The organism is Enterobacter sp. CFEC122, from assembly GCF_052983755.1.
Genome location: NZ_JBRIQR010000006.1, coordinates 38,269 through 50,354, shown reverse-complemented (window position 1 = coordinate 50,354; position 12,086 = coordinate 38,269). Strand labels below are relative to the sequence as shown.

At 54.2% G+C, this 12,086-nt stretch carries 10 protein-coding genes; all 10 read left to right on the top strand.

The genetic code is table 11. From position 1 onward, the window contains the following. The first annotated feature begins 40 nt into the window (after nucleotides 1-40). The 10 genes from rimP (at nucleotide 41) to ACVCAM_RS06165 (ending at nucleotide 12,054) form a co-directional block, all read left to right on the top strand. Nucleotides 41-493, top strand: a complete 453-nt coding sequence (gene rimP / locus ACVCAM_RS06210) for a ribosome maturation factor RimP (protein ID WP_014833432.1) — start codon at nucleotides 41-43, stop codon at nucleotides 491-493. 28 nt (nucleotides 494-521) lie between these two features. Further along, nucleotides 522-2,024, top strand: coding sequence for a transcription termination factor NusA (nusA, locus tag ACVCAM_RS06205; protein WP_003861798.1), 1,503 nt, complete (start codon nucleotides 522-524; stop codon nucleotides 2,022-2,024). 24 nt (nucleotides 2,025-2,048) lie between these two features. Next, nucleotides 2,049-4,736 (top strand): translation initiation factor IF-2, encoded by a 2,688-nt coding sequence (gene infB, locus ACVCAM_RS06200; RefSeq protein ID WP_008501472.1) that lies wholly within the window; start codon nucleotides 2,049-2,051, stop codon nucleotides 4,734-4,736. Between the two features lie 89 nt (nucleotides 4,737-4,825). Further along, on the top strand, nucleotides 4,826-5,230 hold the full coding sequence (gene rbfA, locus ACVCAM_RS06195; RefSeq protein WP_003024988.1) for a 30S ribosome-binding factor RbfA: 405 nt from the start codon (nucleotides 4,826-4,828) through the stop codon (nucleotides 5,228-5,230). Next, nucleotides 5,230-6,180, top strand: a complete 951-nt coding sequence (gene truB, locus ACVCAM_RS06190) for a tRNA pseudouridine(55) synthase TruB (protein ID WP_025912549.1) — start codon at nucleotides 5,230-5,232, stop codon at nucleotides 6,178-6,180. The genes rbfA and truB overlap by 1 nt, the downstream gene beginning before the upstream one ends. Before the next feature lie 154 nt (nucleotides 6,181-6,334). Further along, entirely contained in the window at nucleotides 6,335-6,604 is a 270-nt protein-coding gene (gene rpsO / locus ACVCAM_RS06185; protein WP_003861789.1) for a 30S ribosomal protein S15, read from the top strand. A 242-nt stretch (nucleotides 6,605-6,846) separates the two neighbouring features. After that, nucleotides 6,847-8,985: a polyribonucleotide nucleotidyltransferase gene (gene pnp, locus ACVCAM_RS06180; RefSeq protein ID WP_008501475.1), complete on the top strand. Its 2,139-nt coding sequence runs from the start codon at nucleotides 6,847-6,849 to the stop codon at nucleotides 8,983-8,985. Nucleotides 8,986-9,093: 108 nt separating this feature from the next. Beyond that, a complete protein-coding gene (nlpI, locus tag ACVCAM_RS06175; RefSeq protein ID WP_008501476.1) occupies nucleotides 9,094-9,978 on the top strand; it encodes a lipoprotein NlpI in 885 nt (294 codons plus the stop codon). Nucleotides 9,979-10,085: 107 nt separating this feature from the next. Next, nucleotides 10,086-10,166 (top strand): protein YrbN, encoded by an 81-nt coding sequence (yrbN, locus tag ACVCAM_RS06170; protein WP_100122156.1) that lies wholly within the window; start codon nucleotides 10,086-10,088, stop codon nucleotides 10,164-10,166. Beyond that, nucleotides 10,159-12,054, top strand: a complete 1,896-nt coding sequence (locus ACVCAM_RS06165) for a DEAD/DEAH family ATP-dependent RNA helicase (RefSeq protein ID WP_021242253.1) — start codon at nucleotides 10,159-10,161, stop codon at nucleotides 12,052-12,054. The genes yrbN and ACVCAM_RS06165 overlap by 8 nt, the downstream gene beginning before the upstream one ends. Nucleotides 12,055-12,086: the final 32 nt, after the last annotated feature.

Here is a 12,086-nt window from a genome sequence, read left to right as displayed (position 1 = left end):
ACTGGGCTTTACGCCCTTTTTTTATGTCTTGGGGGTGGGCTTGTCCACATTAGAGCAAAAATTAACAGAGATGATTACTGCACCGGTCGAAGCACTGGGCTACGAACTGGTCGGCATCGAATTCGTTCGCGGCCGTACATCGACGCTGCGCATCTATATTGATAGTGAAGATGGCATCAATGTTGATGATTGTGCTGATGTCAGCCACCAGGTGAGTGCGGTTCTTGATGTTGAAGACCCAATTACCGTTGCGTACAACCTGGAAGTTTCCTCACCTGGCCTCGATCGCCCGATGTTCACGGCCGAGCACTATGTGCGCTTTACCGGTGAAGAAGTGGCTCTCGTTCTGCGTATGGCCGTACAGAACCGCCGTAAATGGCAGGGAATTATCAAAGCCGTTGATGGTGAAATGATCACGGTGACAGTCGAAGGCAAAGATGAAGTGTTCGCGCTGAGTAATATCCAGAAGGCGAACCTGGTTCCCCACTTTTAACAGTCTGGATTGAGGTGAAAAGCCCGCGATGAACAAAGAAATTTTGGCTGTTGTTGAAGCCGTCTCCAACGAGAAATCACTGCCGCGTGAGAAGATTTTTGAAGCGCTGGAAAGTGCACTGGCTACAGCAACCAAGAAAAAATACGAACAAGAGATCGATGTTCGCGTAGAAATCGATCGTAAAAGCGGTGACTTCGATACATTCCGTCGTTGGGTAATCGTTGAAGAAGTGACCCAGCCGACTAAAGAGATCACGCTGGAAGCCGCCCGTTTTGAAGACGAAAGTCTGAACGTGGGTGACTACGTTGAAGATCAGATTGAGTCTGTGACCTTCGACCGTATCACTACCCAGACCGCTAAACAGGTTATCGTGCAGAAAGTGCGCGAAGCCGAGCGCGCGCTGGTTGTCGATCAGTTCCGCGATCAGGAAGGCGAAATCATCACTGGCGTGGTGAAGAAAGTGAACCGCGACAACATCTCCCTGGAGATCAAATCCGAAGGGTTGCCGGGTAACGCTGAAGCCGTGATCCTGCGTGAAGATATGCTGCCGCGTGAAAACTTCCGTCCGGGCGACCGTATTCGTGGTGTTCTGTACGCTGTGCGTCCAGAAGCTCGCGGTGCGCAGCTGTTCGTGACCCGTTCTAAACCAGAAATGCTGGTAGAACTGTTCCGTATCGAAGTACCGGAAATCGGTGAAGAAGTTATCGAAATTAAAGCGGCGGCTCGCGATCCGGGCTCCCGTGCGAAAATTGCGGTGAAAACCAACGACAAGCGTATCGACCCGGTCGGTGCTTGCGTCGGTATGCGCGGTGCGCGTGTCCAGGCAGTTTCTACTGAGCTGGGCGGCGAACGTATTGATATCGTTCTGTGGGATGACAACCCGGCGCAGTTCGTGATCAACGCAATGGCTCCGGCTGATGTGGCGTCTATCGTTGTTGACGAAGACAAACACACCATGGATATCGCTGTTGAAGCGGGCAACCTGGCGCAGGCAATCGGCCGTAACGGTCAGAACGTACGCCTGGCGTCACAGCTGAGCGGCTGGGAACTCAACGTCATGACCGTTGATGACCTGCAGGCTAAGCATCAGGCTGAAGCCCATGCGGCGATCGATACCTTCACCAAATACCTGGATATTGACGAAGATTTCGCCACTGTTCTGGTTGAAGAAGGTTTCTCTACGCTGGAAGAACTGGCCTATGTGCCAATGAAAGAGCTGCTGGAAATTGACGGTCTGGATGAACCAACCGTTGAAGCCCTGCGTGAACGCGCTAAAAACGCACTGACCACCCTGGCACTGGCTCAGGAAGAAAGCCTTGGCGATAAGAAGCCGGCTGATGACCTGCTGAATCTGGAAGGTCTTGATCGTGCGATTGCGTTCAAGCTGGCTGCCCGTGGTGTTTGTACGCTGGAAGATCTCGCTGAGCAAGGCGTTGATGACCTGGCTGATATCGAAGGTTTAACCGACGAGAAAGCCGGCGAGCTCATCATGGCCGCACGTAATATTTGCTGGTTCGGCGACGAAGCGTAATAAACTGTAGCAGGAAGGAACAGCATGACTGATGTAACTGTAAAATCGCTGGCTGCTGAGATTCAGACCTCCGTGGACCGCCTGGTACAGCAATTTGCTGATGCAGGGATCCCGAAGTCCGCTGATGACTCGGTGACCGCGCAAGAAAAACAAACCTTGTTAACGCACCTGAACCGTGAACACGGCTCTACGCCTGACAAGTTAACGCTGCAGCGCAAAACGCGTAGCACGTTAAACATCCCTGGTACCGGTGGCAAAAGCAAATCGGTACAAATTGAAGTCCGCAAGACGCGCACCTTTGTAAAACGTGATCCGCAAGAGGCAGAACGCCTTGCCGCGGAAGAGCAGGCACAGCGTGAAGCGGAAGAACAAGCTCAGCGTGAGGCGGAAGCAGCCGCTAAACGTGAAGCAGAATTAAAAGCTGAACGTGAGGCCGCAGAAAAAGCGAAACGCGACGCAAGTGATAAAGTGAAGCGTGACGCTGCGGAAAAAGACAAAGTGAGCAATCAACAGACAGACGAAATGACCAAAACCGCCCAGGCTGAAAAAGCCCGCCGTGAAAATGAAGCTGCCGAGCTGAAGCGTAAAGCGGAAGAAGAAGCCCGCCGTAAGCTGGAAGAAGAAGCTCGCCGCGTCGCCGAAGAAGCGCGTCGCATGGCAGAAGAAAATGAGAAGAACGGTGTTGATACCGCTGAGCAGTCTGAAGACACCAGCGACTATCACGTGACCACTTCTCAGCACGCACGTCAGGCTGAAGATGATAACGACCGTGAAGTAGAAGGCGGCCGTGGCCGTGGTCGTAATGCAAAAGCAGCGCGTCCGGCGAAAAAAGGCAACAAGCACGCGGAATCCAAAGCTGACCGTGAAGAAGCACGTGCGGCTGTTCGCGGTGGTAAAGGCGGCAAGCGTAAAGGTTCCGCTCTGCAGCAGGGCTTCCAGAAGCCTGCTCAGGCCGTTAACCGTGACGTTGTGATCGGCGAAACCATTACCGTTGGCGAACTGGCGAACAAGATGGCGGTTAAAGGCTCTCAGGTCATCAAAGCAATGATGAAGCTGGGCGCGATGGCAACCATCAACCAGGTGATCGATCAGGAAACTGCGCAGCTGGTTGCGGAAGAGATGGGCCACAAAGTTATCCTGCGTCGTGAAAACGAGCTGGAAGAAGCAGTAATGAGCGACCGTGACACAGGTGCTGCGGCAGAACCGCGCGCACCGGTAGTGACCATCATGGGTCACGTTGACCACGGTAAAACCTCGCTGCTTGACTACATTCGCTCTACCAAGGTTGCCTCTGGCGAAGCGGGTGGTATTACTCAGCACATCGGTGCATACCACGTAGAAACTGACAACGGTATGATCACCTTCCTGGATACCCCAGGCCACGCCGCGTTTACCTCCATGCGTGCTCGTGGTGCTCAGGCGACGGATATCGTTGTTCTGGTTGTTGCTGCAGACGACGGCGTCATGCCGCAGACCATCGAAGCTATCCAGCACGCGAAAGCAGCGGGTGTGCCGGTTGTGGTTGCAGTGAACAAGATCGATAAGCCAGAAGCGGATCCCGATCGTGTTAAAAACGAACTTTCCCAGTACGGTATCCTGCCGGAAGAGTGGGGCGGCGAAAGCCAGTTCGTACACGTGTCTGCGAAAGCGGGTACCGGTATCGACGAACTGCTGGACGCGATCCTGCTGCAGGCCGAAGTTCTGGAGCTGAAAGCCATCCGTAACGGTATGGCGAGCGGTGCGGTTATCGAATCCTTCCTGGATAAAGGACGTGGCCCTGTTGCTACCGTTCTGGTTCGTGAAGGTACGCTGCATAAAGGCGATATCGTTCTGTGCGGTTTCGAATACGGTCGCGTTCGTGCGATGCGTAACGAACTGGGTCAGGAAGTGCTGGAAGCAGGTCCGTCCATTCCAGTGGAAATCCTGGGTCTGTCCGGCGTTCCGGCTGCTGGTGACGAAGTGACCGTTGTGCGTGACGAGAAGAAAGCGCGTGAAGTGGCACTGTATCGTCAGGGCAAATTCCGTGAAGTTAAACTGGCTCGTCAGCAGAAATCTAAACTCGAGAACATGTTTGCCAACATGACCGATGGCGAAGTTCACGAAGTGAACATCGTTCTGAAAGCCGACGTTCAGGGTTCTGTGGAAGCGATCTCCGACTCCTTGCTGAAACTGTCTACCGACGAAGTGAAAGTGAAGATCATCGGTTCTGGCGTAGGTGGTATCACCGAAACCGACGCGACCCTGGCTGCTGCCTCCAACGCTATCCTGGTTGGCTTCAACGTTCGTGCGGATGCCTCTGCGCGTAAAGTGATTGAATCCGAAAGCCTGGATCTGCGTTACTACTCCGTCATCTATAACCTGATCGACGAAGTGAAAGCAGCGATGAGCGGCATGCTGTCTCCTGAGCTGAAACAGCAGATCATCGGTCTGGCTGAAGTACGTGACGTGTTCAAATCACCGAAATTCGGTGCGATCGCGGGCTGTATGGTTACCGAAGGTAACATCAAGCGTCACAACCCAATCCGCGTACTGCGTGACAACGTGGTTATCTATGAAGGCGAGCTGGAATCCCTGCGCCGCTTCAAAGATGACGTTAACGAAGTCCGTAACGGCATGGAATGTGGTATCGGCGTGAAGAACTACAACGACGTTCGCGTTGGCGATATGATCGAAGTGTTCGAGATCATCGAAATTCAGCGTACCATCGCTTAATTTCCGATTGTAAGCCGGGATCGCCTCGCGCCACCCGGCAATAATTTCAAAAAGGGGCTTTAGCCCCTTTTTTGTCTGGAGAATTTATTATGGCGAAAGAATTTGGTCGCCCTCAGCGCGTAGCGCAGGAAATGCAGAAAGAGATCGCACTCATTCTGCAACGTGAAATCAAAGACCCGCGCGTCGGCATGATGACCACCGTTTCCGGTGTGGAAATGTCCCGCGACCTGGCCTATGCAAAAGTGTTCGTCACCTTCCTGAACGATCAGGACGAAGCCGCAGTGAAAAACGGCATTAAAGCGCTGCAGGAAGCCTCTGGTTTCATCCGCTCTCTGCTCGGCAAAGCGATGCGCCTGCGTATCGTGCCTGAACTGACCTTCTTCTACGACAACTCGCTGGTCGAAGGTATGCGTATGTCCAACCTGGTGACCAGCGTGGTGAAACATGACGATGAGCGTCGTGTTAACCCGGCGGACGACAGCAAGGAGGACTGATGAGTCGTCCTCGTCGTCGTGGTCGCGACGTGCATGGTGTGCTGCTGCTGGATAAACCCCAGGGCGCTTCCAGCAACGACGTGCTGCAAAAAGTGAAGCGTATTTTTAACGCCAACCGAGCGGGCCACACCGGCGCGCTCGATCCGCTGGCAACCGGCATGCTGCCGATCTGCCTGGGAGAGGCGACAAAGTTTTCCCAGTATCTGCTCGACTCCGATAAGCGTTACCGCGTTATCGCTAAGCTGGGTCAGCGCACGGATACCTCCGACGCGGATGGTCAGGTCGTGGAAGAGCGTCCGGTGACCTTCAGTGCGGAGCAGCTTGATGCGGCGCTGGAGAGCTTCCGTGGGGAGACGATGCAGGTGCCGTCGATGTATTCGGCGCTAAAGTATCAGGGCAAAAAACTCTACGAATATGCGCGCCAGGGCATTGACGTCCCGCGTGAAGCCCGTCCGATTACCGTGTATGAGCTGCTCTTTATTCGCCACGAAGGTGATGAGCTGGAGCTGGAAGTGCACTGTTCGAAAGGGACCTATATTCGCACCATCATTGATGACCTCGGTGAAAAGCTGGGCTGCGGCGCGCATGTGATTTACCTGCGTCGCCTTGCGGTGAGCAAGTACCCGGTGGAGCGAATGGTGACCCTGGAACATCTGCGCGAGCTGGTTGAACAGGCTGAAGCGCAGGGGATCGCGCCGGCAGATTTGCTGGATCCGTTGCTGATGCCGATGGACAGTCCGGCTGCGGACTTCCCGGTTGTTAATCTTCCTTTAACATCGTCCGTTTACTTTAAGAACGGCAACCCGGTTCGTACGTCAGATGCGCCGCTGGAAGGCCTGGTACGCGTGACTGAAGGTGACGAAGGGAAATTCATCGGCATGGGCGAAATGGATGGCGAAGGGCGCGTTGCGCCGCGTCGTCTGGTCGTCGAATATCCGGTCGACGCGTGACGGTAATAACGGCTCACCTTGCGATAAGCAGGGGAGACGAGTAGAATATCGCCGCTTAACGCCTGGTAAATTGTTTAACAATCTGCGGGGCGTACATGGGATTGCTGAATTAGAGATCGGCATCCTTACATTCTTTATACTTTGGAGTTTGAAAATGTCTCTAAGCGTTGAAGCTAAAGCTAAAATCGTTTCTGAGTTTGGTCGTGGTACTAACGACAGCGGTTCTACCGAAGTTCAGGTTGCACTGCTGACTGCACAGATTAACCACCTGCAGGGTCACTTTGCAGAGCACAAAAAAGATCACCACAGCCGTCGTGGTCTGCTGCGTATGGTTTCTCAGCGTCGTAAACTGCTCGACTACCTGAAACGTAAAGATGTTGCACGCTACACCGCGCTGATCGAGCGTCTGGGTCTGCGTCGCTAAGTCTTGCGAGTTTCAGAAAAGGGGGCCTGATGGCCCCTTTTTTCAAGCAGACGGCAGCAATTCACTGGAAACTATTGTATTGTTGCTATAAATGATCTTCATTGCAGAGGTTCGCGCGGCTAATGAGAGGCTTCACCCAGGGGGGTGTTGGTTGTCATTAGTCGCGAGGATGCGAAGAAGGTCGGGTCAAATCGACAGCACACCGGTGGTGTGCTGTCAAACATTTAAGAAAGGACAGAACTTTGCTGAATCCGATCGTTCGTAAATTCCAGTATGGTCAACATACCGTCACGCTGGAAACCGGCATGATGGCACGTCAGGCGACTGCTGCCGTTATGGTAAGCATGGATGACACCGCGGTATTCGTTACCGTTGTTGGCCAGAAAAAAGCTAAACCAGGTCAGGACTTCTTCCCGCTGACCGTTAACTACCAGGAGCGTACCTACGCTGCCGGTAAAATCCCGGGTGGTTTCTTCCGTCGTGAAGGCCGTCCAAGCGAAGGCGAAACCCTGATCGCGCGTCTGATTGACCGCCCGGTTCGCCCGCTGTTCCCGGAAGGCTTCGTCAACGAAGTGCAGGTTATCGCGACCGTTGTTTCCGTTAACCCACAGGTTAACCCGGACATCGTGGCGATGATCGGTGCGTCCGCAGCCCTGTCACTGTCTGGTATTCCATTCAATGGCCCAATCGGTGCCGCGCGCGTCGGTTACATCAACGACCAGTACGTGCTGAACCCAACTCAGGAAGAGCTGAAAGAAAGTAAGCTGGACCTGGTGGTTGCGGGTACCGAAGCCGCTGTGCTGATGGTTGAATCCGAAGCTGAACTGCTGAGCGAAGATCAGATGCTGGGTGCTGTGGTCTTCGGCCATGACCAGCAGCAGGTTGTTATCCAGAACATCAACGACCTGGTGAAAGAAGCCGGTAAACCACGTTGGGACTGGCAGCCTGAAGCAGCTAACGATGCGCTGAATGCACGCGTTGCAGCTCTGGCAGAATCTCGTCTGAGCGATGCATACCGCATCACCGACAAACAGGAGCGTTACGCTCAGGTTGATGTGATCAAATCTGAAGTAACCGCGACCCTGGTTGCCGAAGACGAAACGCTGGACGCTAACGAAATTGGCGAAATCCTGCACGCTATCGAGAAAAACGTTGTTCGTAGCCGCGTTCTGGCTGGCGAGCCGCGTATCGATGGCCGTGAAAAAGACATGATCCGTGGTCTGGACGTGCGTACTGGCGTGCTGCCACGTACTCACGGTTCTGCGCTGTTCACCCGTGGTGAAACGCAGGCGCTGGTTACCGCGACCCTGGGTACAGCCCGTGACGCGCAGATCATCGACGAACTGATGGGCGAGCGCACTGACAGCTTCCTGTTCCACTACAACTTCCCTCCGTACTCCGTAGGTGAAACCGGCATGGTTGGCTCACCGAAGCGTCGTGAAATTGGTCACGGTCGTCTGGCGAAGCGCGGCGTGCTGGCAGTGATGCCAGAAGCAGACAAATTCCCGTACACCGTACGTGTGGTGTCTGAAATCACCGAATCTAACGGTTCTTCTTCCATGGCTTCCGTGTGCGGTGCCTCTCTGGCGCTGATGGATGCAGGCGTGCCAATCAAAGCCGCCGTTGCGGGTATCGCAATGGGCCTGGTGAAAGAAGGCGACAACTATGTTGTTCTGTCTGACATTCTGGGCGACGAAGACCACCTGGGCGATATGGACTTCAAAGTAGCGGGTTCCCGCGACGGTATCTCTGCGCTGCAGATGGATATCAAAATTGAAGGTATCACCAAAGAGATCATGCAGGTTGCGCTAAACCAGGCTAAGGGTGCACGTCTGCACATCCTGGGTGTGATGGAACAGGCTATCAACGCGCCACGCGGTGATATCTCTGAATTCGCACCGCGTATTCACACCATCAAGATCAATCCAGACAAGATCAAAGATGTTATCGGTAAGGGCGGTTCCGTAATCCGTGCGCTGACCGAAGAGACCGGCACCACCATCGAAATCGAAGATGACGGTACCGTGAAGATCGCAGCAACCGACGGCGAGAAAGCGAAATTCGCGATCCGTCGCATCGAAGAAATCACTGCAGAAATCGAAGTGGGCCGCGTGTATGCAGGTAAAGTGACCCGTATCGTTGACTTTGGCGCGTTCGTTGCCATCGGCGGCGGTAAAGAAGGTCTGGTTCACATCTCTCAGATCGCTGACAAGCGCGTTGAGAAAGTGACCGATTACCTGCAGATGGGGCAGGAAGTGCCGGTTAAAGTTCTGGAAGTCGATCGCCAGGGCCGTATCCGTCTGAGCATTAAAGAAGCAACCGAGCAGTCTCAGCCAGCTGCTGCGCCAGAAGCACAGGCCGCAGAACAGCAAGGCGAGTAAGTTGCCATTTGCCCTCCGCTCTGCGGAGGGCCTATTATCAGGCAGGACGCCTTGTTAAGCCGCCGGGGGACAGGACGTTCATCCAATAGTTGTCTTCGGGAGTGGGAAATGAAGCCTTTTTTGCGCTGGTGTTTCGTTGCGACAGCTTTAACGCTGGCAGGATGCAGCAACTCTGCCTGGCGTAAGAGCGAAGTCCTCGCAGTGCCATTGCAACCGACTTTGCAGCAGGAAGTGATCCTGGCACGCATGGAACAAATACTTGCCAGTCGGGCTTTAACCGATGACGAACGCGCACAGCTTTTATATGAGCGCGGAGTGTTGTATGATAGTCTCGGTCTGAGGGCATTGGCGCGAAATGATTTTTCACAAGCGCTGGCTATCCGACCTGATATGCCTGAAGTATTCAATTACTTAGGCATTTATTTAACGCAGGCAGGCAATTTTGATGCTGCCTATGAAGCGTTTGATTCTGTACTTGAGCTTGATCCAACTTACAACTACGCGCACTTGAATCGCGGTATCGCATTGTATTACGGCGGTCGTGACAAGTTAGCGCAAGATGATCTGCTGGCGTTTTATCAAGACGATCCTAATGATCCTTTCCGTAGCCTGTGGCTTTACATCGTTGAGCGGAAGCTCGATGAGAAGCAGGCAAAAGAGGCACTGAAACAGCGCTTCGATAAATCGGACAAGGAACAGTGGGGATGGAACATTGTCGAGTTCTACCTGGGCAACATTAGCGAAGCAACGCTGATGGAACGCCTCAAGGCGGACGCAACGGATAACACCTCGCTCGCTGAGCATCTCAGTGAAACCAACTTCTATTTAGGTAAGTACTACCTAAGTCTGGGGGATAAGGACAGCGCTACGGCACTGTTCAAATTAGCGGTTGCTAACAACGTACACAACTTCGTTGAGCACCGTTATGCATTGTTGGAATTATCGCTCTTGGGCCAGGAGCAAGACGACCTGGCAGAATCGGACCAGCAATAGCTGACGACATAAACATCAGCCCGTAATCTTTTGATTGCCATCACCTTAACTGGTGAGGGCGTTGTTGTTCGTCAATACACCTACTTTGAGCCGGTTCACACTTTTCAATGAAAATTGCTAATCATTTTCACGATGAGCTAAGTAGACTGGCCGCCATTGACATTGAGGCACTCGTACTACATGGCTGAATTCGAAACCACTTTTGCAGATCTGGGCCTGAAGGCTCCTATCCTTGAAGCCCTTAACGATCTGGGTTACGAAAAACCATCTCCGATCCAGGCTGAGTGTATCCCACACCTGCTTTCTGGTCGTGACGTGCTGGGCATGGCCCAGACTGGTAGCGGTAAAACTGCAGCGTTCTCGCTGCCGCTGCTGAACAACATTGATCCGGACCTGCGTGCACCGCAGATCCTCGTTCTGGCTCCAACCCGTGAACTGGCTGTTCAGGTTGCAGAAGCCATGACGGAATTCTCTAAACATATGCGCGGCGTAAACGTGGTTGCCCTGTACGGCGGCCAGCGTTATGACGTGCAGTTACGCGCCCTGCGCCAGGGCCCACAGATTGTTGTCGGTACGCCGGGCCGTCTGCTGGATCACCTGAAGCGCGGTACCCTGGATCTCTCTAAACTGAGCGGTCTGGTACTGGATGAAGCAGATGAAATGCTGCGTATGGGCTTCATCGAAGACGTTGAAACCATCATGGCGCAGATCCCGGACGGTCATCAGACCGCGCTGTTCTCTGCCACCATGCCGGAAGCGATTCGTCGTATCACCAAACGCTTCATGAAAGAACCTCAGGAAGTGCGTATTCAGTCCAGCGTAACCACTCGCCCGGACATCAGCCAGAGCTACTGGTCTGTATACGGCATGCGTAAAAACGAAGCGCTGGTACGTTTCCTGGAAGCGGAAGATTTTGATGCGGCGATTATCTTCGTTCGTACCAAAAATGCGACCCTGGAAGTGGCTGAAGCCCTGGAGCGTAGCGGCTACAACAGCGCAGCGCTGAACGGCGACATGAACCAGGCCCTGCGTGAGCAGACTCTGGAGCGTCTGAAAGACGGTCGTCTGGATATCCTGATTGCAACCGACGTGGCAGCACGTGGTCTGGACGTTGAGCGTATCAGCCTGGTTGTTAACTACGACATCCCGATGGATTCCGAGTCTTACGTTCACCGTATCGGCCGTACCGGTCGTGCGGGTCGTGCTGGCCGTGCGCTGCTGTTCGTTGAGAACCGCGAGCGTCGTCTGCTGCGTAACATCGAACGCACCATGAAGCTGACCATTCCAGAAGCGGACCTGCCAAACGCAGAACTGCTGGGCAAACGCCGTCTGGAAAAATTCGCCGCCAAAGTACAGCAGCAGCTGGAAAGCAGCGATCTGGATCAGTACCGTGCGCTGCTGTCGCAGATTCAGCCTGTTGCTGAAGGCGAAGAGCTGGACATGGAAACCCTGGCTGCAGCACTGCTGAAAATGGCTCAGGGCGAACGTAGCCTGATCGTGCCACCAGATGCACCGATGCGTCCTAAGCGTGAATTCCGTGACCGTGACGACCGCTTCGAACGTCGTGGCGACCGTAACGATCGTGGCCCACGTGGTGACCGTCCAGAGCGTGGTGGTGAAGACCGTCCTCGTCGTGAACGTCGCGACGCAGGCGATATGGAACTGTACCGCATTGAAGTGGGCCGTGATGATGGTGTTGAAGTTCGTCACATCGTTGGCGCTATCGCTAACGAAGGCGACATCAGCAGCCGTTACATTGGTAACATCAAGCTGTTCGCCTCCCACTCTACCATCGAGCTGCCGAAAGGCATGCCGGGTGAAGTACTGCAGCACTTTACGCGTACCCGCATCCTGAACAAGCCGATGAACATGCAGCTGCTGGGCGATGCGCAGCCACGCCCTGACCGTGGCGGCGAACGTCGTGGCGGTGGTCGCGGTTTCGGCGGCGAGCGTCGTGAAGGCGGTCGCAGCGAAGGTCGCGGTGGTGAAGGTCGTCGTTTCTCCGGCGAGCGCCGTGAAAGCCGTGGCCCGCGTCGTGAAGAAGGCACCAGCCGTCGTCGTTTCGGTGACGCGTAAGCCTTACGCTTCTGACGTAAAGTAAAATATAC

Excerpts from the sequence above, each read along its gene's own strand:
- nusA (WP_003861798.1), top strand. The coding sequence starts at position 522 with ATGAACAAAGAAATTTTGGCTGTTGTTGAAGCCGTCTCCAACGAGAAA.
- ACVCAM_RS06165 (WP_021242253.1), top strand. The coding sequence starts at position 10,159 with ATGGCTGAATTCGAAACCACTTTTGCAGATCTGGGCCTGAAGGCTCCT.
- truB (WP_025912549.1), top strand. The coding sequence starts at position 5,230 with ATGAGTCGTCCTCGTCGTCGTGGTCGCGACGTGCATGGTGTGCTGCTG.
- yrbN (WP_100122156.1), top strand. The coding sequence starts at position 10,086 with ATGAAAATTGCTAATCATTTTCACGATGAGCTAAGTAGACTGGCCGCC.
- rbfA (WP_003024988.1), top strand. The coding sequence starts at position 4,826 with ATGGCGAAAGAATTTGGTCGCCCTCAGCGCGTAGCGCAGGAAATGCAG.
- nlpI (WP_008501476.1), top strand. The coding sequence starts at position 9,094 with ATGAAGCCTTTTTTGCGCTGGTGTTTCGTTGCGACAGCTTTAACGCTG.
- rpsO (WP_003861789.1), top strand. The coding sequence starts at position 6,335 with ATGTCTCTAAGCGTTGAAGCTAAAGCTAAAATCGTTTCTGAGTTTGGT.
- infB (WP_008501472.1), top strand. The coding sequence starts at position 2,049 with ATGACTGATGTAACTGTAAAATCGCTGGCTGCTGAGATTCAGACCTCC.